This is a genomic window from Amycolatopsis rubida, from assembly GCF_900115345.1.
GTDB classification, from domain to species: domain Bacteria; phylum Actinomycetota; class Actinomycetes; order Mycobacteriales; family Pseudonocardiaceae; genus Amycolatopsis; species Amycolatopsis rubida.
Window position 1 is genome coordinate 407578 of record NZ_FOWC01000007.1, and the last position, 20960, is coordinate 428537.

The following is a 20960-nucleotide window of genomic DNA, read 5'->3' on the forward strand; positions in this document are numbered from 1 at the left end:
GCGCCGCGCGGCGACGAAGCCGGCGGAGTCGTCGCTCGCCGAGTCCAGCCACTCGGCCGGGCGGCCTTCGAGCAAGCAGCCAGCCTGTTCGCCGACGAGATAGCACGTGCCGACTTCGGTGGTGGGCCAGACCAGCCGAGGCGGCTGGAGAAGACGGATCGCACAGCTCATTTTCGCTTCCTCGGAGCACGTCACTCCCGCGCCAGGTCGGCGTGCCCCTCCCGCAGCGCGCGCTTCACGATTTTCCCGCTCGGGTTCTTCGGCAGCGCGTCCACGAACACCACGTACTTCGGGCACTTGTATCCGGCCAGGTGCTGCCGGGCGTGCGCGAGCACCTCGTCCTCGGTGAGCGTGACGCCCTCGCGCGGCACGACCGCCGCGGTGACCGCTTCGATCCAGTGCGGGTGCGCGACTCCGAACACCGCCACCTCGGCGATTCCGTCGAGCAGGTACAGGGCTTCCTCGACCTCGCGGCTCGCGACGTTCTCGCCGCCGGTCTTGATCATGTCCTTCTTCCGGTCCACCACGGACAGATAACCCTCTTCGTCCAGCACGCCGAGGTCGCCGGAGTGGAACCAGCCGCCCGCGAAGGCGGCGGCGGTTTTCTCCTCGTCCTCGTAGTAGCCGAGCGTCGCGTGCGGACTGCGGTGCACGATCTCGCCGACCTCGCCGGGCGGCAGTGCTCGGCCGTCCTCGTCGACGATCCGGGTTTCGACGTTGACCGACGCCCGGCCCGCCGACCCCGCTTTCGCGAGTTGTTCGTGCGGACGCAGGATCGTGGCCAGCGGGGCCATTTCGGTCTGGCCGTAGAAGTTCCACAGCTGCACGTCCGGCAAGCGGCGCGCGAGTTCGCGCAGCACTTCGGCGGGCATCGGCGACGCGCCGTAGTAGCCCTTCCGCAGGCTCGACAGGTCCGTCGTGTCGAACGCCGGGTGGCGCAGCAGCGAGATCCACACCGTCGGCGGCGCGAACAGCTTCGTCGCGCGTTCCCGTTCCACCGCGGCCAGCAGCGCCGCCGGGTCCGGACCGGGCAGGATCACGCTCGTCGCGCCCAGGTAGACGTCGACCGACAGGAAACAGTCCAGCTGCGCGCAGTGGTAGAGCGGCAGCGAATGCACCTCGATGTCGTCGCCGGTCATGCTGCCGTCGATCGCGCACGACACATACTGCGAGATCAGCGAACGGCTCGACAACAGCACGCCCTTCGGCCGCGATTCGGTGCCGGAGGTGTACATCAGCCGCAACGGGTCGTCGTCCGCCACCAGCACCGCAGGCGCGGTTTCGTCGCCGGGCCGGTCGATCCAGTCCGCGACGCTCTCCCATTCGCCGCCGCTGCCGCCGATCCGGGCGCGCAGGGCGTCGGTGCGGCCGGAGCGCTTCACCGCCTCCGCCGCGATGCCGAGCAACGCGTCCTCGGCGATCAGCCCCGACACTCCGGCGTGGCCGAGAATGAACGCGACCTCCTCCGCGCCGAGCATGAAGTTCACCGGCACCAGCACCACGCCCAGCTTCGCCGTGGCGAACACGAGCACCGCGTACTCCCAGCAGTTGCGGCTGAGCAGCGCGAGCCGGTCGCCCTTCGCGAGGCCGCGCTCGGCGAGCCGGCGCGCGCAGCGGTTGACCGCCGCGTCGAACTCGCGGTAGGTCGCGCGTCGCTCGCCGGAGACGATCGCGAGCTTGTCCGGCAGGCGCAACGCGGTGCGCCGCAGGAGATCCCCGACGGAATGCTGGCGGGCGTGCTGGATCGCTTCCGCCGTTTCGGCGCTGAACGGGCTCGGCATAGCGGGAGTCTCATCCACCGGCGCGGCGCGCGCAAGCAGGGCCGGCGGCGACCCTCGGTAGGCTTTCCGGCACCATCCGGGGAGGGGCGCGTGGACGAGACCGAAGCACCGACGCTCGACCGGCCGGACATCACCGGCAGGCTGCCCCGGTACCGGCTCGTCCGCCAGCTCGCGCGCACCAGGATGAGCGAGGTCTTCGAGGCGCTCGACACCGCGGACGGGCGAGCGGTGGCGCTCAAGGTCGTCGGCCCGGAGTTCATGGCGGTGCCCGGGTTCCGCACCCGGTTCGAGCGCGAAACCCGGATCGCGCGCGACCTCGGGCATCCGAACATCGTCCCGGCGCTGGACGCCGGGTTCACCGAAGACGGCCGCCTGGGCTACCTCGCGATGGAGTACGTGCGCGGCACGAACCTCGCGCGGATGCTCGCCGATCGGGGTCCGCTGCCGGTCAAGGAGACTCTCGGGATCGGACGCGAGATCGCCGCCGCCCTCGACGCGGCGCACGAACGGCGGCTCGTGCACCGCGACGTCAAACCCGGCAACATCCTGCTCGACGCCGACGGCCGCGCGTACCTGTGCGACTTCGGCATCGCCCGCCAGCTCGACCTCACGCAGCTCACCGCGACCGGGGCGTTCCTCGGCACGGCCGGCTACGCCGCGCCCGAACAACGCCAGGGCAAGCCGGCCGGACCGGCGGCCGACGTGTATTCGCTCGCCTGCGTGCTCGGCGAATGCCTGGCCGGTGCGCCGCCGGGCCACCACGCCGAACTCGGCCGCGCCGTCCGGCGCGCCCTCCGCCGGTCGCTCAGCATCGACCCGGCCGCGCGGCATCCGGCCTGCACCGCGCTGGTCGAGGATTTGGCGGCCGCCGAACGCCGGGATCGGCGGCGACGGCGGATGCTGCGCGCGGGAGTCCCGGCGGTCGCTGCGGCCGGTCTGCTCGTCGCCTCGCTGACCACCGGCGGCCTGTCCGGAGTCGACGACGCCGCTCTCGCCCGGATGCCGGCCGCCTTGCGGGCCGACTGTGCGACCGCGGACACGCCCGTCTCCGGCGCGACCGCGACCATCACCTGTCACGACCCGGCCGGCCGCGCCGCGACGACGGCGCTGTACGCCGACCCGAAGCAGGCCGCCGACGCCTACTCCGCCTTGCTGTCGCGCGGCGGCGAGTCAACCGGCCAAGGAGACTGCGCCGTCGCCTCGGGGGCCGAACACCGTTACCCGGCAACCGGTCCCGCTCTCGGCCGCGTGTTCTGCCATGCCGGAGGCGGACGGTCCACAGTGGTCTGGAAGGACGATGCCGCTCGCGCGGTCACCACAGCCACTGCCTCGGCGGACGAGGATGCTGCTTTGCGCGCCGCGTGGGTCGGCTGGACCGGGACGCCGGCCTTCCCGACCCCGGACGAGACCGCCCTCACCGAGATCGCCGCCGGAAACCAGTGCCACCGCGCGGCACCCGCGGATCTCGGCACCTATCCCGGAGCCATCGCCGGAATCGCCTGCACACCACGCGGGACCGGCCCACGCGACGTGTCCTACTACCGTTTCGCCGACACCCGGACGCTGCGTTCCAGCTTCGACGGTCTCGTCACCGCCGCGAAGGCGCCGAGCGGGAAACCTTGTCCGGGCGCGTCGCCGAGCACCACCCGCTTCGACTGGCTGAGCGTCGATCTCGGCCAGGTGCTCTGCCGTCCCGGCCGGGAAGGCACCGTCGCGATCGACTGGAGCCTCGATTCGTTCCACGTCCTCGGCCACGTCACCGGCGCCAGCCAGGAAGGCGCGGGCGGCTGGTGGACGCAATGGCATCTCGCGCCGCTCAGCCGGATCGTCTCGCAGGTCAACCGCGAGTCCTCCCCCGCGTTCCCGGCCCCGGCGGAAAACACGCTGCTGCGACGGATCCCGCCCGCTTCGCGGATCAACTGCGTGCGCCCGTCCGCAGACCAGCGCTGGCGAGACCTCGGCGCGGTGCGGGCCGATGCCGCTGTCGCGTGCGGACCGGCCAGCGGAGCCGGACTGGTCGTCTACTACCAGCTGCCCGACGCCGCCACGATGAACCAGGTCTTCAACAGCACCCAGACCACCGAAAAGGCGTGCACCGACCAGCCGCCCGATTTCGCCGCCGACCGCCCCTACTCGCGCGACGGCCACACCGGACGCCTCGCCTGCGCGACCCTCGCGCCCAGCGGCGAGCGCTACCTCAAGTGGACAGACGACCAGTCGGGGATCCTCGCGGTCGCGCATCGCGGCACCGAGCCGTTCGCGATGGCCGACTGGTGGAACCACGACTCCGGCCCGTCCTGAGCGCTCAGCCCTCCAGGGAGCCGCCGATCGAGGCCGACCCGGTGACGTTCCCGTGCCCGCCGCTCGCGGTGTGCACGGACTCCTTGCCGTCCACGACGGAATACATGTCCACTTCGCCGCTCGCGCCGGAATAGGTGATCTCCAGCGTCCACTGGTGCGGTTTCCCGTCCGCCGGCACGGTGAGCGACTGCCGCCACGGCATCTTCACCGGCCCGGTTTCCTGGGTGGCGCCGTCCAAGGTGTAGGTGATCTGTTTCAGGGAACCGGAACCGGTCGCGTTCAGCACGAGCGTGTGCGGCTGGCGATCAGGCACCCGTTCCTCGACCGGCGCGGCGGAGGAAGACGACGCCGCGGGAGCCGGAGCGGGGCTGCCCGAGCACGCGGTCAGTGCGGCGAGCAACGCGACCGGCGCGAGCACCGTCCGGGCAACGGCGGGAAATTCCATGCCCGCACCGTACTCAACGACGGCCGGGACCGGTCCCAGCTCGGGAAAACCGCTCAGCCGTCCTTCGCCCACACCCGCACGGCCGCCGCGACCGCGATCCCGGCGACGCCGAGCACGATCCCCGCGACCAGCAGACCGGACGCGATCAGCCCGAGCGCCGCGACCGCGAACAGCGCGGCCTCCAGGAAGAACCGGGTCGGCTCCGGACTGCGCCGCTTCGCCTTCGGCGCGATCACGAGCCACCAGATCGCCGCCGCCAGCGCCGGCCACAGCACCGCGGACAGGATGTCGAGGAACACGTTCCCGCCCAGCCGCGCGCCGGCGACCGCGAGACCGGCGAGCAGCGCCAGTTCGGTCAGGAAGCGGATGACGAGCACCGCGCCGGGGAAACCGCGCAATTCGGGTCGAGTGGTGGTCACGCCGGGAAGCCTAACGGCCGGGCCCGCGCTCCGTGCGCGGAGTGCGGACCCGGCCGGAATCAGCGCCGGGCCGCCATCCGGGACAGCGTCATCAGGATCGCCCCGAACACCAGCAGCGCCGCACCGAACACCGCGAGCCGGGGGGTGCTCACGCCGGTCTTCGCCAGTGCCTGCCGCTGGGGCTGGCTGGTTTCCGGCGCGGCGGTCTGCGTCGGGTGGCTGGTCGTGGCCTTCTGCACGGCCGGTGCCTTCGGCGTCACCTTCGCGATCTCGTGGACGCGGGCGGTGAGCGAGTCGGCGTGCTTGGCGTCCGACAGCGATCCCGGCGGATTCGCCTGCTTGCCACCCGCCCAGACGAGACCGCTGATGTCCTTCTTCGCCGCAGTGGACGAAGCGGACGCGGGCGGCTTCGTCGCCGAGGACGTCGGGCTGCTGGACGTCGTCGGGCTCGTCTTCGTCGTGGTGCTCGGCGAAGCGGTCGCCGAACTGGTCGGGGTCTTGGTCGCCGAGGAGGTCGGCGGCGCGCTCGTGGTCGGCTTCGTCGACGTCGGCGGCTTCGTCGAGGTGGCCGGCTTCGGCGGAGCCGGGGCCTCGCTCTTCGGGGCTTCGCCGCCGGCGAGCTTGATCAACTGCTCCATCGAGCCGTTGAACGAGTCCTGGTCGCCGGGCTTGTTGCCGGAGTCGGAGTACTGCCAGACGGTGTAGTAGCGCCAGCCCGAGGGCAGCGGGCCCGCGCTCTGCGCGTAGCGGGCGATGAACAGCGGATGCGTGTCGCCGAACGCCGCCGAGTTCCCGGTGCAGGTCTTCCACCAGTCGGTCGTGGTGTAGAGCATCGGCCAGCGCGACGTTTTCGCGTGCAGCCGTTCGGAGAACGACTTCACCCACGACACCATCGCCGGTTTCGACAGGCCGAAGCAGGTCGAGCCGTACGGGTTGTATTCGATGTCCAGCATCGGCGGCATGGTGCGGCCGTCCGCGGACCAGCCGCCGCCGTGCGCCACGAAATAGTCCGCCTGCGTCGCGCCGTCGGACACGTCCGGACGCGCGAAGTGGTACGCGCCGCGGATCATCCCGACGTCGTAAGAGCCGTTGTACTGCTGCGCGAAGTACGGGTTGCGATACCCGGTGCCCTCGGTCGCCTTGACGTACGCGAAACGCGCGCCGGCGTTCCAGGCCGCCTTCCAGTCCACATTGCCCTGGTGTCCGGACACGTCCATGCCCGGCACCTCGGCAGGCGCTGCCGCCGCCTGGGGCGCGTGCAGCAGCCCCAGCGCTCCGGCGGCAGCCACCGCCGCCGCCGCGACGATCGCACCCGCCCGAGCCGCTATCCGCCCGGAGCCCGTCATCCTCTACTCCCTCTTCTTTTCCCGCCCGGGGAGCGCTCCGGCCGTCCGCCTCTCTTCCCCAAGAGCGGCACCGGATCACCTGGGCGAGCCCCAGTGTGTGTGACACGCGGGACGCCTGTAAACCACTGGGAGTGATGTGACGCGTGGTACACAAGAGGTTTTCCGAGGTCACCGGGGGTACGCCCGGTCCCTGCCGGGAGGAAACTCACCCATCCCGGGTCACTGTCGGCGGCCGGCCCGCCACCCGTCGCAGCGGGCGAGCACGCGCGCCGGGACCGGAGCGCAGCACCGTCCGGACCGGACCGCAGTTGTCTCGAATCCGAAGTTCCCTCCGCGCGCAAGGGCCGAAGGTCGTTCGCCCGGACCTGTCCGGGACACGCCCGCGGCACGCGGCACGCCCGGCCCGGCGAGCCGTTCACGAACAACTTCGCCGCACCGGAAACCGTTGCCCGCACTGCGGAAATCGCCTTCTACCAGCACTTTTCGCGCCAGCGCCGGTAATGGCCCGGACACGCAGCGTCAACCAGGCGGCCGTCTTCGCAACATCTTGGCAACCGGCTTGACACCGGCTGTGGTCCGGACCACCCTGCTGAACATTGGTCTACACCATTTGTCATTCAGCCCCGGTCGCCGACGACCGGGCACCGAAAGGACGAGACACGTGAAGCGCTGGCTCAAGCTGGCGGCGGGAGCCGCCGCCATCACGCTCGCCACAGCCGGCTGCGCCGGCTCAGGCGGGAGTGAGAACGCCTCGAGCGCTGGGGGCGCGCAGGACGGCAAGCTGACCGTCTGGCTCATGACCGGCTCCGCGCCGGACAGCCTGACCGCCGCCCTCAACAAGGAATTCGAGGCCGCCCACCCCGGCGTCAAGGTCGACTACCAGATCCAGCAGTGGAACGGCATCCAGCAGAAGCTGACCACCGCGCTGGCGAGCGACACCCCGCCGGACGTCATCGAGGTCGGCAACACCCAGACGCCGGCGTTCGCCGCCCAAGGCGTGCTGGCCGACCTCTCCGGCGACGTCGGCAACCTCAACGGCGGGCAGTGGCTCGCCGGGCTCAAGGCGTCCGGCCAGTACGACGGCAAAACCGTCGGCGTGCCGTTCTACGCCGCCAACCGCGTCGTCATGTACCGCAAGGACATGTTCGAGCAGGCGGGCATCACCCAGCCGCCCGCCTCGAACGACGAATGGCTCGCGGACATCGCGAAGCTGAAGACGAAGTTCGGCGGCGACCCGCAGTTCCAGCCGCTCTACATGCCGGGCCAGAACTGGTACGCGCTGTCGTCGTTCATCTGGGACAACGGCGGCGACATCGCCAAGGCCGAGGGCAAGTCCTTCAAGTCGTCGCTGAACACGCCGGAAGCCAAGGCGGGCCTCGAGTTCTACAAGAAGCTCGTGGACGCCTCCGGCACCACCGCGCCCAAGGACAACGACGAGGCCACGCCGCAGCAGGCGGGCATCTACGGCGCGGGCAAGGTCGCCATGTTCATCGGCACCCCGAACGAGGTGGCGACCGCGGCCAAGACCGACCCGGGCATCACCGCCAAGACCGGTGCGTTCCCGATCCCGTCGAAGACCGCGGGCCAGACCGCCCCGGTGTTCCTCGGCGGCTCGAACCTGGTCGTCCCGCTCAACAGCAAGCACCAGGACCTCGCCAAGGACTACCTGAAGCTGCTGACCAGCACCAAGTACATGACGCAGCTCGCCGCCGGCGGCTACGTGCCGGGCACCTCCACCGACGTCAGCGCCCTGGACAAGGACCCGGTGGGCGCGGTGATGGCCAAGGCGTCGAAGAACGGCCACGCGATGCCGGCCAGTCCGAAGTGGGGCGAGGTCGAATCCGGCCAGAACCCGCTGAAGGACATGCTGACCGCCTACCTGACCGGGAAGAAGACCCTGGACCAGGCCGCGGCCGACGCGAACACCGCCCTCGACAAGATCATCGGCGGATGACCGCGACGAAGGACAAGCCGATGCCGGCGGGGGCGACCCCGCCGGCATCGGCGCACGTCGGGGCGGCGCGGAAGCGGGGCAGCGGCTGGTTCGGCGAACGGCTCATGCCGTACCTGCTGATCCTGCCCGCGCTCGCCGCCGTGCTGGTGCTGCTCGGCTGGCCCACCGTTCAGATGCTCGGCATCAGCCTCCGCCAGCTCGACCTGCGCGAGCTGGTGACCGGCAAGATGGTGTGGATCGGCTTCAAGAACTACACCGACGTGCTGTCCGATCCCGAGTTCTGGGCAGTCGCGATCCGCACGATCCTCTTCACCGGCGCGCTCGTCGCCGCAACCCTGCTCGTGGCGCTGCTGATCGCGGTGCTGATGCGCCACCTCAACCCGGTGCTGCGGATCTTCGTGCAGGTTTCGCTGGTCCTCGCGTGGGCGGTGCCGGTCATCGCCACCACCACGGTGTTCCAGTGGATCTTCGACCAGCAGTACGGCATCCTCAACAAGACGCTGGACCGGCTGGGCTTCCATTCGTTCATCGGGTACTCGTGGTTCTCCAGCGGCCCGAGCACCCTCGTGGTGATCGGGCTGCTGGTGCTGTGGCAGGCCGTGCCGTTCGTCGCGTTCACGCTCTACGCGGGCCTCATCGGCGTGCCGCGCGAGCAGTACGAGGCGGCGGGCATCGACGGGGCCGGGCCGTGGCAGACCTTCCGCGCGGTCAGCTGGCCCGCGATCCGGCCGATCCTGACGATGGTGACGTTCCTGTCGATGCTGTGGGACTTCAACATGTTCGCCCAGGTGTGGGCCATCCGCCAGGGCGGCCCGGACGGCGCGAGCACGACGCTGGCGATCCTGCAGTACCTCAAGGGCATCGCGGGCAGCCACTTCGGCTCCGCCGCGGCCATCGCCACCATCATGCTGGTGCTGCTCCTGCTGGTCACCGGCCGGTACGTGCAGCTGCTGGTCCGGACCAAGGACGGGGAGATCGCATGAGGAAGTCCCTGCCCGCCCGGGTGCTGGTGTCGATCGCCGGCCTCTTCGTGGCGCTGCTGTTCCTCTTCCCGACGTACTGGATGTTCACCACGTCGCTGAAGACGCCGGGCGACGTGCTGTCGCCGAAGTACGATCTGATCCCGACCTCGGCGACGCTGTCGAACTTCGCGTCGGCGCTGACCAAGCCCGGGTTCGTCACGTACCTGACCAACAGCCTGATCGTGACGCTCGGCGCGGTGCTGGCCGCCCTGGTGGTGGGCGTGCTCGCGGCGATCCCGCTCGCGCGCTTCCGCTTCCGCGGCCGCAAGGGGTTCCTGCTGCTGATCCTGGTGGCGCAGCTGGCCCCGCTCTCGGCGCTGTTCATCCCGATGTACCTGCTGATGCGCGACATCGGGCTGCTGAACACGCTGCCGTCGCTGCTGCTGGTGTACTTCGCGACGTCGCTGCCGTTCACCGTGTGGATGCTCTACGGGTTCGTCAACGGCATCCCGTACGACCTCGAAGAGGCCGCGATGATCGACGGCTGCAGCCGGGTCGGCGCGTTCCGCCGGGTCACGCTGCCGCTGCTCGGGCCGGGCCTGGTGACCACGTCGGTGTTCAGCTTCATCACCGCGTGGAACGAGTTCCTGTTCGCGCTGGTGTTCATGCGGGACCAGTCGAAGCAGACGCTGCCGGTGTGGCTGTCGTCGTTCAAGACGGCGTTCTCGATCGACTGGGGCGGCGTCATGGCCGCGTCGGTGATCTACGCGATCCCCGCGGTGATCTTCTTCCTGATCGTGCAACGGAAACTCGTGTCCGGCATGACCGCGGGCGCGGTGAAGGGATGACGGTGGCTGACCCCCGCAGGCTGGCCGAAGCCGTGCTGCTGCCCGGGTTCGAGGGCACGACCGCGCCGGACTGGGTGCGCCGCCGCATCGCCGAGGGGCTCGGCGGCGTGATCCTGTTCGGCCGCAACGTGGCCGACGACGAACAGGTCGCCGCGCTCGCCTCGGCGCTGCGGTCCGAGCGGGACGGCGTGGTCGTCGGAATCGACGAGGAGGGCGGCGACGTCACCCGCCTCGACGTCGGCAAGGGCTCGTTCGTGCCCGGCCCGCTCGCACTGGGCGCGGCCGGGGATCCGGAGCTGACCGCGTCCGTCGCGGCCGCTCTCGGCGAGCGGCTGGCGGCGTGCGGGGTCACGGTCAACCTCGCGCCGTGCGCGGATCTCACGCTCGCGGCGGAAGATCCGGGCATCGGCGTGCGGGCGTTCGGCTCGGACCCGGCGGCGGCCTCGCCGCACGTCGCGGCGTTCGTGACCGGCATGCAGAAGTACGGGGTCGCCGCTTGTGCGAAACACTTCCCCGGACACGGCGCGGCGACCGAGGATTCGCACCTCTCGCTGCCCGTGCTGCCGCGGACCGCCGACGAGCTTCGGAAGACCGAACTCGTCCCGTTCGCCGCGGCGATCGAGGCGGGCGTCCGGACGGTCATGTCCGGGCACCTCGTCGTGCGGGAATGGGGCGAGGAACCGGCGACGTTCAACCGGACCGCGCTCGCCGACGTGCTGCGCGGCGAACTGGGGTTCACCGGAGCGGTCATCACCGACGCGTTGGAGATGGGCGCCGTTTCCGGGGCGTACGGACGGCACGACGGGCTCGGCGAGGCTTCGGTCCGGGCCCTCCTGGGCGGCGCGGACGCGCTGTGCCTCGGCGGCGCCGCGTTCGACGCCGAGACGTTGGACCGGACCGCGGAGGCGATCGTCGCGGCGGTGACCGAGGGACGGCTTTCCCTGGAGCGGCTCGCCGACGCCGCTGCCCGGACCGCTTCGCTGGGCGCCTCCCCCGCCCCCGCCACGGTCCGGCCGGTGGACTACTCGCTCGGGCTGTCCGCCGCGCGGGCCGCCCTGCGGATCACCGGCACGCCGCGGTTGACGGGCCCGTCGCTCGTGGTGGACGTGCAGACCGAACCGGGCATCGCCGCCGGGCCGATGCCGTGGGGACTGGGCGCGCATCTGGCCGAACTGGTTCCGGGCATCCGGACGCTTTCGGTCTCCCCGGACGATGTCTCGACGGTGCTGGCCGAGGCCGCGTCGGCGGAGAGCGTCGTGGTGGTGACCCGGGAAGCGCACCGGCATCCGGCGGTCCGGGAGTTCCTGGCCGGCCTGTCCACTGTGGACTACATCCGGGTCGAGACCGGGGTGCCCGGGCCGGAATCCGGTGCCGCGCCGAGGATCGACACGTTCAGCGGCTCCTACGTCAGCCTGCGGGCGGCGGCGGAGTACCTCGCTCGCTCCTGACCCCGTGCGTGTGGGGAACCCTCAGGGAATCTGATTGCCTGAGGGTTCCCCACACGCACCTTCGGATCGCGCGGCTAAAGGGCCAGTTCGGCCCAGACGGTCTTCCCGCCTGCCCGGGATGATTGGCCCCAGCGCACGGCGATCGCGTTGATCAGGGCCATCCCGCGTCCTCCGCCCTCGTACCCTTCCCGGTAGCGCGCGAAGGCCGGGAGCGAATCGGACACCTCGATCAGGAGCCGGTCACCGCGCAAGGACAGGGCCAGCGTGCACGGCGGGCGGGCGTGCCGCATCGCGTTGCAGACCATTTCGTCGAGCGCCAGGCGCACGTCGGCCACCGCGTCCGCGCCGGTGCGCGGCCGATGGCCGCGCACGAACGCCGCTGCCTGGTCCCGGATCCGGCGCAACGTCGTGGAATCCTGCGCCACTGCCAGGTCCAGCCGCGGGACCGCGCCTCCCGGCGACACGGCGCGCGCGGGCAAGCGACTGGACCGCAATTCCTCCACACTCATCGCTCGACCTCCTCCTCGGCCGGTATTGCGCTGCACGAAGAAAGTACCCGCACGGTCCGTTGTCAATTCTTCAATACTGGCCGCGAATTCCCGCGGCAATTTATCAGCAGTTCCCCGCGAGCTGGGTACCCATGGGCCGCAGGCGCCAAACCGCACGCCCGGAAACTGTGCGCGAAGTCGCTCGCCGCAAGGTTTTCCGGGACTGGTTTCGCTCTTGCCGTGCGGGGTTTCGTGCGCTGTGCCACCTTTTTCCCATGACTGACATGCCTGCTTACCCGTCCCCTTCCGCCGGAACTCCCGCCGAAGCCCCGCCTCGCCCCGCGGTGCTCACCGGCGCGTTCTGGGCATTCGTCGCCGCGACGGTGGCCGGCCTTGTCGGAGCTGTGTTCCTGTTCTTCGCGCGGGACGCGCTGGCCGACGCGATGCGAAGAGCGAATGAGCAGAACGCCGCGCGCCTCACCGACGCCCAGATCGACCAGGCGGTCACGATCGGCATCGTCATCGCGGTCGTGATCGCGGTCGTGATCGCGTTGCTGCGCCTGCTGTTCGCGTTCAAACTCCGCGCGGGCCGCAACTGGGCGAGGATCGTGCTCACTGTGCTCACCGCGCTGCAGGTGGTCTCCCTGCTGGCCGGCCAGAGCACGGTCATCGGCTACGTCAGCACCGCCTTGGCTCTGCTCGGCGTGATCCTTTCCTTTCTCCCGGAAGCCAATCAGTACATCGCCGCGGCGAAGGCGCCCCGCTGACCGCGGGCCGCTGGTTTGCGCACTGGCCTCAGCGGGTAGCCCCGGAATCCCCGGACACGAAGAGAGGGCATCGACGATGAGCGACACCGCCGGACACAAGGCCGAGGAGCTCAAGGGCAAGGCCAAAGAAGCGCTCGGCAATGCCACCGGGAACGAGCAGTGGCAGGCCGAGGGGAAGGCCGAACAGGCGAAGGGCGCGCTCAAGCAAGCGGGAGAAAAGGTCAAGGACGCCGTCAAAGGCGTGAAAGACTGACCAGCGATCGGATCGGCGGCCGGGACTTCGGTTCCGGCCGCCGGCCCTTGTCCGCCCTCCCTCCGCGGCTTCGGCCGCCGGGCACGCCCTCCCTCGTCGCCAGCTGCCGGTCCGGTTTCACGGCCCGGTAAGGTCACCGGCGGTGCGACCCGGTGGCGGGGCAGCGAACGAGGAGGCCGGGGTGACGGACGCCGATACGCAGACCGATCAGGGCTGGGAGGCCGACCGGGTCGCGTTCTGCGCGGAACCGGCCGTCGACGGCTGGGCCCGCAGCGGCGTGGCCCTCGAAGGGCCGCTCTCCCGGCAGTTCGGCGCGCTCGCGGTTCTCCTGCTCGACGCGGGCTCCCTGCACGAAGCGATGGAGCGCGTGGTGTCCGCCGCGCTGCGGATCGTGCCGCAAGCCGATCTGGCCAGCATCACCCTGCGGTCGGCCGACGGCGGGTTCCACACCCCGGTCCGCACCCACGAGGCCGCCGAGGAGCTGGACCGGATCCAGTACCGGACCGGCGAAGGCCCGTGCCTGGAAGCCGCCCGGCACGAACGGCCCGGGCACGCCTTGACCAACAACCTTCCGGAGTCCGACGCCTTCCCCGAATTCGGCGTGCTCGCCGGACGGCTCGGGTTCGGCTCCCTGCTGGCCACGACGCTGCTGCCGGACGCGAAGTCCGACCGGCCGCCCGGCGCGATCAACCTCTACAGCCGCCAGGCCGGGGCCTTCGACGACGACGCCGTCGACAGCGCGCTCATCCTGGCCTCGCACGCCTCGCTCGCCCTCTCCGGATCCGCCGCGCACACCGCGGCCGCGCTCAAGGAAGCCCACCTCAAGCGCGCCGTCGACAGCCGCGACCTCATCGGCCAGGCCAAAGGCATCCTGATGAACCGCCGCGGGGTCACCGCCGACGCGGCGTTCGACATCCTGCGCCGCACGTCCCAGGACCTCAACGTCAAGCTGGTCGAACTCGCCCGCACGGTGGCCGAACGGCACCGGGAACTCGACCTCTGACCCTCGCCGGTTTCCGCCGCGTTCGCGCCGGGACGCGTGAATTCCCGGCGAACGGGTAGCCGGAGACCAGGGTCGGCCTCCGGCGCGCAGGAGACCGGGACCGAGGTTCCGCCGGTCAAGACCCGAGGCCGGCGGAACCGCCCCGGTCGAGTACCTCAAGACGTCCGTCTACGTCGACGATCCCGAGCTGTTCACGGGTTTTCTCCGCTGGACCGCGGACATCCTCCCCGGCGAGCAGCTGCGGGACCTCTCTCGCGCCCGCGCGGGCGCAGGAGGCCGCCCCGTGACGCCGCCGCACCCGCCCGCCCGCACGTGGACCGCACCGCATCCTCGGACAACCTGGCTGACCGTGCGCGGCGAGTTCGATCACGACAGCCAGCACCTGCTCGTCCGGACTGCCCGGGAAATGCTGGCGGCGCACCCGGATTGCCGCGCTGTCCGCCTCGACTGCGGCGAGCCGGCCTTCCGCGACTCGTCCGGATTGTCCGGCCCGCTCATGGTCAGCAGGCCGGTCCGCTCGGCCTGAGCCTGGACGACCGGTCCACCGGACTCGACCGGCTGCTCCGCCGCACCCGCCTCCTCGACCACTTCACCGCGCCCGCCGCCGAAACCGCGCACCGGCGGCGAGATTCCTGACCGCCGCGGTCACCCCTGCTCAAGCTCGCCGTGCCGATCCGTCAGGGTGCGCGCCACCTCGACCAGCTTCACGTTCAGGTCCTGGGACGTCCGCCGCAGCAGGTCGAACGCTTCGTCCGCGGTGAAGCCTTCCCGGTTCATCAGGATGCCCTTGGCCTGCCCGATGACATCCCGGGTGTCGACGGCTCGCCGAAACTCGGCGCGACGCAGTTCGGCGGTCTTCCGCAGGTGGGTGTTCGCCAATGCCAGCGACGCGTGCGTCGCCAGCAGCAGCGCGATGCGGCGGTCGGTCTCGGCCAGGCTGTCCGGGCGGCGGGAGTAGACGGTGAGCGAGCCCGCCACCCGGTCGGAGCCGGGAACTGCCGGGAGTTCGGTGGAAAACGCCGCGCGGCAGCCGAGTGCGCGGGCGGCGGCGGTGAACCGGGGCCATCGGGTCTCGGCGGCTAGATCCGCGCTCGCGACATAGCTCGGGCTGTCCGCGCGGGCCGCCTCCACGCACGGGCCTTCCCCGTCGCGGTACTGGATCCGGTCCAGCTCGGCGGCGGTCTTCCCGGTCCGAGCGGCAGTGGAGAAGCGGCCGTCGGAACCCAGCACGGTGACGCTGGCCCAGTCCGCTCCGGCCACCGCCGCCGCGGTCGCTTCCACGACCTGCCGCAGCACGTCCGCGACCGAGTTCGCGGACAGCAGCATCCCGCTCAGCTGTTCGAAGCGGTCCGCGGCGTCCGGCTGCGCGCGATCCGGCGCTCCGGGCAGCCCGGCGGTCACCAGGGTCCGTTCCTCGTCACCGGGTTCGCTTTTCGGCTCGATCGCCGTCCGAACGAAGCTCCGGCTGCCAGGGAAACGAATGTGCTCGGCGGTGCCCCGGTGCAGCGTCGCCGAAGGCGACTCGCCGTACGCGGCCCGGTAGTGGGCGGCGAACACACTGGGCGCGTAGCCCCATCGGGCGGCGATCCGCGCGACGGTGTCCTGCTCCGGAACGGCGGCGCGCAGTTCCGCTCGGGCGCGGTCGAGCCGTGCCCGGCGCAGGTAGGCCATCGGGGTCGTGCCGAGGTGCCTGCGGAAGGCCAGCTGCACCGCACGGGCCGAGACCCGGGCCGCGGCGGCGATCTCCGCGACGTCGATGGGCCGGTGGAGATGGGCTTCGATGAAGGAGATCGCGCGGCGGAGCGTCTGCGAATGGGCGTCGAGCCCGTCCCCGCGGCGCTCGGCGGAGGCCGTGTGCGGGAACGCGTTCAGCACGGCCACGGCGAGGTAGCGCGCCACCGTCGCCACGGCCAGCGGATTCTCCCCGACCCCGGGCACGCCGAGGACGTCGTCGCGCAGATGGGCGACGGCGGAGCGCAGGTGCTGGGCGGCGCTGGCGTCGACCGGCCGGTGGTCGAGCAGCCGCACCGGCCGGTCGACGCCCGCGGCCTGGCTCAGCAGGACCGGATCGAACATGGTGATGCTGTACTCGGCGCGCGCGATCCGCCCGGTGTAGGGCCGGTCCGGGGGCGAAAACGACACCAGGTCCCCGGGGCCGAACGTCTCCGCTTCCGGCCAGCCCTCCACGCGGTGGTCCTCGATCGTGCCCGATTCGACGTCGCACAGGCAGATCGTGCCCAGCGGTTCGACGGCGTAGCTCATTTCGAAGGACAGGGCGAGCTGGTCGGCGCTCAGCCCGTCGACCTCGTGCCTGCTGATGTGCGTGCCCGCGTGGCCGGCTTCGCTGCCGATCCGCATCGGCGCGTACGCGCTGCTCAGGAACGCCTCGGTCCGGGTCAGATCGTCGCTGTCGAAGGCGAGCGACCGCACCGCGCCGCTCGCCGCGAACGACTGCCGGACGCCCCCGGATCCGGCCAGCGCCTCCGCGGGCGACGCGGCCCGCCGGACGGCCGCGCCGGGATCCGCGCTGTCCAGCACCGCCGTCGTGGCCTGGTCCGGCACCAGCACGCAGTCGCGCTCGCGGGCGAACGAGACCAGTGCACGGGCGAGCGGCGCGCTCACCGGGCTGACGCCCCGGAGGTCGACCACTATGCGCGTGCCCGGTGCGACAGCGCGGCCCGCCGCGTGCAGGGCCTCGACGATTTCGGCCGAGTGCGTCGTCGCGAGCCGGTCCGGCAAGGTCAGCACCACAGCATCGCCGAACTGCCGAGGGGTGATCTTCAGGTCCGTCACGGCAGCCGCACGACCACGCTTCGCGCGAAGACGCCCGGGTGGGGCTCGGCTGCGCGTCTGCGCGCTGGACGGGATGCTCGGCACTCGGCGGTCGCCACACGCACTCCTAGGAGCGGGCCGGACCGGGCGCAGGGCGCGCCTCAGCCAGCGGGTTGTGGACGCTGCCTGCTTAACGCACCGAGAAAAAAGCCTACCCGGCACGACCTTCCGCCGGAGCAGGGCACGCCGGAACCGGCGGTGCGAGACGTGGCCGAACTGTCTACTGTGGACTACCTGCGCATCGGCACGTTCAGCCGCGCGGCCCCGCGGCGCGGCGAAGGCGGTTCGCGATCGCGAGACCCAGCCCCTTCTCCTCCGGAAGCGACGCGACGATCAAGTCGCATCCCGCCCGGTCCAGCTCGCGCAGAAAGCCGTAAAGACCGCGCGCGTACTCGGCCGTCGAAGCCGGAACCGCCACCACAGCGTGCGCCTCCGGCGCCGCGACGTCCTGGGACGGCGGCAGGAAGACACCCACCTGGTGCCCGAGGTCCCGCGCGCGGCGCGCTTCGGCGACCACCCGGCCGGGCTCGACGAGAACGACCCGAGCCCGCGGCGCGTAGTGCGACGGATGCTGGCCCGGAACCCGGATCGGGCTCACCGACGGCACCTGGAGAGAACTCCCGAGCACGGCCTCCAGGTCCTCCCGGGGCACGCCGCCGGGCCGCAGCACGCTGAGCGTGTCGCTGGTGGCGTCGACGATGGTGGACTCGACACCGACCTGGCAGGGACCGCCGTCCAGCACGAAATCGACGGCATCGCCCAGCTCCGCGCGGACGTGCTCGGCGGTGGTCGGGCTGACCGAGCCGAACCGGTTGGCCGACGGAGCCGCGGCGCCGCCGCCGAACGCCGACAGCAGCGCCAGCGCCACCGGATGGTCCGGCACGCGCACCCCCACCGTCTCCAGTCCGCCGGTCGCCGCCGACGACACCCGCGGGCCGCGCCGCAGCACCAAGGTGAGCGGGCCCGGCCAGAACCGCTCGGCCAGCAGCCGCGCGGGCCCGGGCACCTTCCCGACCCAGCCGTCCAGGTGCCCGGCACCGGCGAGGTGCACGATCAGCGGGTGCGTGGGCGGGCGGCCCTTCGCCTGGTAGATGCGGGAAACCGCGGCCGGATCCGAGGCGTCGGCGCCCAGGCCGTAGACCGTCTCGGTCGGGAAGGCCACCAAGCCCCCGGCGCGCAGCACCCCGGCCGCCTTCTCGATGTCGCCAGCTGCCGCGGTCACGCTCGCACTCTCCTGCCAGACGGATGGCTTGTCCTCGCCCGTCAGCCTAAGCCGCGCGTGCCGGACGCCTTCACCCGGCGGCGAACCGGGCCGCCACCGCCGCCCCGGCCGGGTCCGCACACATCCGCACCAGGTCCGCGAGACAGTTCACCAGCAGCAGTCCGCGACCGCGGCCCTGGGCCGGGAAGCCGGGGCGCGACCGGAGAAGCCCAGCCGCAGGACCGCGGATCCGCTGCCGTGCTCCGCGCTCTCGACCGCCAGCTCCGACACCGCGCCCTCGACCCGGGCCTCGGCGGTCACCACGCGGAGGTCCACGAGGTCGGGTTCGGCGGCGAAGGACCGGGAGCCGGGCGGTGGCGGCAGTTCGCGGTTGCCGCCGCCGAACACCGCGTCGGCCAGCTCGGTCGCTCCCAGCGCCTCGGCGGCGCGCGGGCACAGGACGGTCGTCCAGCGGCCCCCGGACGCCAGATTGCCCAACGCCTCGTGCTGCGCGCACGCCGGGTACTCCGCCAGCGACCGGCTCCCCGACCACCCCGCCCGTGCCGGTCCGGATGCCCGCCGGCGAACGCGCCCGGGATGATCCGGCCCGGATCGCGGCCTGCCTCGGCCAGGTCGGCCAGCGGCGCCCGATCGGCACCCGCGCCCAGCTCGGCCCGCACAACGAATTCTTCCGTCACCGCTCAGGCGAGGCCGAGCACCGCCTTTCTTCGCCCGCGTACCGAATCGGGCCGCTCGTGGGCCCGGCGCACCTGGTCGGGTGACAGGATCACGTCGTACTCGCCGCTGAGCCAGTCCCGGGAACTCGACGCGCCGGCTATGAACATCGAGGGCGAGAACATCCCGCGGACCACGCCGCGGGACTCGGCGAACCTGGGCGAACGCCTGGCCGGCGTCGATTTCTCCGCCCTCCTCCGCCCGGACCGGCAACGCTCGCCGCCGGAGCGGCGCGGGTGCGCGCGGGGAGGCATCCGCCCGGCACTCCCGAACGGGCCGCGAGCGGGTCCGGCGCAACGGGATCTCCCCGTTCGCGCGGCGCCTGGTTGTCGGAATTCGGCGGCGGAGTTACCGTGGCAGCATCGGTTCAGCCAGGAGCCGCCCGCCCAGCACAGCGAGGCAGTCCAGCGCCGGTCCGCCTCCGCCGGTCCGCAGGAGGCCCCGATGACGCACCCCGTTCGCCCTGCCAGGCTGCCTGCCTGCGCGGTGCCTCTCGCGGACATCACCGTCAGCACCGCCGACGACATCACGGTCGTCGCGGTGTCCGGAGACCTCGATTCTTCAGTCGCTGAAACGTTTTTCGAGCACACTGTCGCGGCGATCGCGCACTCACCCGGTGGAGTGGTCGCCGATTTGAGAGCGGTGACGTTCTGCAGTTGCCGGGGACTGTCCGTTCTGCTGGCCGCCGAACACGAGGCGCACTTCGCGGAGGTGCCTTTCGCGGTGCTGGCACACCAACGCGCCGTGTTGCGTCCCCTGCGGCTGCTCGGCCTCGACCGGACCCTCGACGTCCGCGGCGGCGCCAATCTCGTTCCGGTTCCCCGCAAGGGAATCTCGTAGCCGCGCGCGGTTTGCGCCGCCGACCGGCCGGGTAGCCGCAGGGTTCGGCAAGATTTCGCTGAACTCCGAGGAAAGGCACCCATGGCTGCTGCAGCGCATTACGTCGAGGTCAACGCTCCCGCGCAGGCGTGCTACGACTGGTGGCGTCCGCTGACCCGGCTGCCGGAACTGTTCTCCGACGTCCAGTCGGTCGAAGCCCTGGACGGCGACGGAACGCGCACCCGGTGGAAGGTCGACGGGCCGGCGGGGTCCACAGTGGAATGGCAGGCCCGGATCGTCGAGGACGCCCCGCCGCGCAAGATCGCCTGGACCACGGTGGACGACGCCGATCCGGACGTGCGCAACTCCGGGGTCGTCCGGTTCGACGACAAGGGCCACGGCCGCACCGGCGTGGAGATCTCCCTCGAATACGAGCCCCCGGCGGGCAAACTCGGCGAGGCGGTCGCGTCGCTGCTGGCCGATCCGCAGAAGAAGGTCGAGCGGGCCGCCGAACAGTTCCAGACCGTCATCGAAGCCCGCTGAGCGCCCCCGTGACCACGGTCTCGCGCACCTTCGCCGTGAACCCGGGCCCGGACGCGGTTCTCGCCTATCTGGCCGACTTCGGCAACGCCGAAGAGTGGGATCCCGGAACGGAACGCTGCGTCCGCGACGACGACGGGCCGGTCCGCGTCGGCTCGTCGTGGCACAACACCTCGAAGATCGCGGGAATCACCACGGAGCTGACGTACACGCTCGAACGCTTCGACGCCGATCGCGTCGTGCTGGTCGGGCGCAACGACACCGCGACCTCCACCGAAACGATCGAGGTCGCGGCGAGCGGCACCGGATCGCGCGTCACCTACACCAACGAGCTGCAGTTCAAAGGCTTGGCCAAACTAGCCGCCCCGCTGGGCAAAGTGGTGTTCGAGAAGCTGGGCAACGACACCGAACGGCAGCTCGCGGACGCGCTCAACCGACTGGCCGGGTAAACCGCGGCCGGCGGTCTGTTCTGCGCTACTGCGCCGCATCGGCCGACTCGATGCTTCTTCGCCCACGAACCGCGCCAGCGGGCGATCGGCGCCCCGCTGGCGCGGTGCGAGGCGAGTTCGCGTTTCTCCCGGTCACCGGTGAGGGAAGGCTTCACGAGATCCGCAAGGCGATCACTGCGCCGGACCGGCCGCCCCCAGGACCCTTCCGACCAAGATCCGCCGGGTCGTGACGGTGCGGCGGCCGCGGGTGAGCGTTGTTTTCACGCTGTACCGCCCGATCACCGTCCAGGTCGCCGCGGCGCGGGACCCGATGTCCCGTCCCCCTGGCGGATTCGAGCGCGACAAGTCCGGGCCCACACCCGAGCAGGA

21 protein-coding genes are annotated in these 20960 nt (G+C 71.5%); 13 read left to right on the forward strand and 8 right to left on the reverse strand.

What is annotated here, in order from left to right; genetic code table 11:
* Positions 1–191: 191 nt before the first annotated feature.
* Positions 192–1781 (reverse strand): acyl-CoA synthetase, encoded by a 1590-nt coding sequence (locus BM362_RS27160; protein ID WP_093575058.1) that lies wholly within the window; start codon positions 1779–1781, stop codon positions 192–194.
* Positions 1782–1871: 90 nt separating this feature from the next.
* Between BM362_RS27160 and BM362_RS27165 the strand changes: the two genes are divergently transcribed.
* Positions 1872–4082 carry a serine/threonine-protein kinase gene (locus BM362_RS27165; RefSeq protein ID WP_167545451.1) on the forward strand — a complete coding sequence of 737 codons (2211 nt, stop codon included), beginning with the start codon at positions 1872–1874 and terminating at the stop codon, positions 4080–4082.
* A 4-nt stretch (positions 4083–4086) separates the two neighbouring features.
* Here BM362_RS27165 and BM362_RS27170 read toward each other — a convergent pair whose 3' ends face one another.
* From BM362_RS27170 to BM362_RS50690, 3 genes are read right to left on the reverse strand one after another with little or no spacing between them, the layout of a single operon-like run.
* Positions 4087–4527, reverse strand: coding sequence for a hypothetical protein (locus BM362_RS27170; protein ID WP_143132493.1), 441 nt, complete (start codon positions 4525–4527; stop codon positions 4087–4089).
* 53 nt (positions 4528–4580) lie between these two features.
* A complete protein-coding gene (locus tag BM362_RS27175) occupies positions 4581–4946 on the reverse strand; it encodes a YrdB family protein (RefSeq protein ID WP_093575060.1) in 366 nt (121 codons plus the stop codon).
* A gap of 59 nt (positions 4947–5005) precedes the next feature.
* Entirely contained in the window at positions 5006–6292 is a 1287-nt protein-coding gene (locus tag BM362_RS50690; protein WP_093575061.1) for a lysozyme, read from the reverse strand.
* A 661-nt stretch (positions 6293–6953) separates the two neighbouring features.
* Between BM362_RS50690 and BM362_RS27185 the strand changes: the two genes are divergently transcribed.
* Genes BM362_RS27185 through BM362_RS27200 form a run of 4 tightly spaced genes read left to right on the forward strand, consistent with a single transcriptional unit; the run spans position 6954 to position 11504 of the window.
* The gene (locus BM362_RS27185) at positions 6954–8246 is read left to right on the forward strand and encodes a sugar ABC transporter substrate-binding protein (RefSeq protein ID WP_067587364.1); all 1293 of its coding nucleotides are present in this window, start codon (positions 6954–6956) and stop codon (positions 8244–8246) included.
* Complete coding sequence (locus tag BM362_RS27190) at positions 8243–9229, forward strand: carbohydrate ABC transporter permease (protein WP_067587361.1); 987 nt, start codon at positions 8243–8245, stop codon at positions 9227–9229. Before BM362_RS27185 ends, BM362_RS27190 begins: the two co-directional genes overlap by 4 nt.
* The gene (locus tag BM362_RS27195) at positions 9226–10056 is read left to right on the forward strand and encodes a carbohydrate ABC transporter permease (protein WP_067587358.1); all 831 of its coding nucleotides are present in this window, start codon (positions 9226–9228) and stop codon (positions 10054–10056) included. The genes BM362_RS27190 and BM362_RS27195 overlap by 4 nt, the downstream gene beginning before the upstream one ends.
* On the forward strand, positions 10053–11504 hold the full coding sequence (locus tag BM362_RS27200; RefSeq protein WP_093575062.1) for a glycoside hydrolase family 3 protein: 1452 nt from the start codon (positions 10053–10055) through the stop codon (positions 11502–11504). The genes BM362_RS27195 and BM362_RS27200 overlap by 4 nt, the downstream gene beginning before the upstream one ends.
* A gap of 74 nt (positions 11505–11578) precedes the next feature.
* Here BM362_RS27200 and BM362_RS27205 read toward each other — a convergent pair whose 3' ends face one another.
* Complete coding sequence (locus BM362_RS27205) at positions 11579–12013, reverse strand: ATP-binding protein (protein ID WP_067587351.1); 435 nt, start codon at positions 12011–12013, stop codon at positions 11579–11581.
* Positions 12014–12267: 254 nt separating this feature from the next.
* Here BM362_RS27205 and BM362_RS27210 point away from each other — a divergent pair, with 254 nt between their 5' ends.
* The 4 genes from BM362_RS27210 (at position 12268) to BM362_RS27225 (ending at position 14541) form a co-directional block, all read left to right on the forward strand.
* On the forward strand, positions 12268–12759 hold the full coding sequence (locus BM362_RS27210) for a hypothetical protein (RefSeq protein ID WP_067587348.1): 492 nt from the start codon (positions 12268–12270) through the stop codon (positions 12757–12759).
* Between the two features lie 76 nt (positions 12760–12835).
* Complete coding sequence (locus BM362_RS27215; protein ID WP_067587345.1) at positions 12836–13012, forward strand: CsbD family protein; 177 nt, start codon at positions 12836–12838, stop codon at positions 13010–13012.
* A gap of 181 nt (positions 13013–13193) precedes the next feature.
* Entirely contained in the window at positions 13194–14015 is an 822-nt protein-coding gene (locus BM362_RS27220) for a GAF and ANTAR domain-containing protein (RefSeq protein ID WP_167545452.1), read from the forward strand.
* A gap of 283 nt (positions 14016–14298) precedes the next feature.
* On the forward strand, positions 14299–14541 hold the full coding sequence (locus BM362_RS27225; protein ID WP_093575064.1) for an STAS domain-containing protein: 243 nt from the start codon (positions 14299–14301) through the stop codon (positions 14539–14541).
* Between the two features lie 119 nt (positions 14542–14660).
* On the opposite strand, the gene BM362_RS50360 is transcribed toward BM362_RS27225, so the two are convergent.
* From BM362_RS50360 to BM362_RS48380, 3 genes are all read right to left on the reverse strand, one after another.
* Entirely contained in the window at positions 14661–16808 is a 2148-nt protein-coding gene (locus BM362_RS50360) for an ANTAR domain-containing protein (RefSeq protein ID WP_342029821.1), read from the reverse strand.
* Positions 16809–17097: 289 nt separating this feature from the next.
* Positions 17098–18069, reverse strand: coding sequence for an L-threonylcarbamoyladenylate synthase (locus BM362_RS27240; protein ID WP_093575065.1), 972 nt, complete (start codon positions 18067–18069; stop codon positions 17098–17100).
* A gap of 147 nt (positions 18070–18216) precedes the next feature.
* Positions 18217–18546, reverse strand: coding sequence for a hypothetical protein (locus BM362_RS48380; protein WP_093575066.1), 330 nt, complete (start codon positions 18544–18546; stop codon positions 18217–18219).
* A 62-nt stretch (positions 18547–18608) separates the two neighbouring features.
* On the opposite strand from BM362_RS48380, the gene BM362_RS48385 reads away from it, so the two are divergent.
* The 4 genes from BM362_RS48385 (at position 18609) to BM362_RS27265 (ending at position 20591) form a co-directional block, all read left to right on the forward strand.
* Positions 18609–18830 (forward strand): hypothetical protein, encoded by a 222-nt coding sequence (locus BM362_RS48385; protein ID WP_093575067.1) that lies wholly within the window; start codon positions 18609–18611, stop codon positions 18828–18830.
* A 397-nt stretch (positions 18831–19227) separates the two neighbouring features.
* Positions 19228–19623, forward strand: a complete 396-nt coding sequence (locus BM362_RS46950; protein WP_143132494.1) for an STAS domain-containing protein — start codon at positions 19228–19230, stop codon at positions 19621–19623.
* Between the two features lie 81 nt (positions 19624–19704).
* A complete protein-coding gene (locus BM362_RS27260) occupies positions 19705–20145 on the forward strand; it encodes an SRPBCC family protein (RefSeq protein ID WP_067587323.1) in 441 nt (146 codons plus the stop codon).
* Positions 20146–20153: 8 nt separating this feature from the next.
* Positions 20154–20591 carry an SRPBCC family protein gene (locus BM362_RS27265; RefSeq protein WP_093575069.1) on the forward strand — a complete coding sequence of 146 codons (438 nt, stop codon included), beginning with the start codon at positions 20154–20156 and terminating at the stop codon, positions 20589–20591.
* Positions 20592–20960 lie beyond the last annotated feature (369 nt).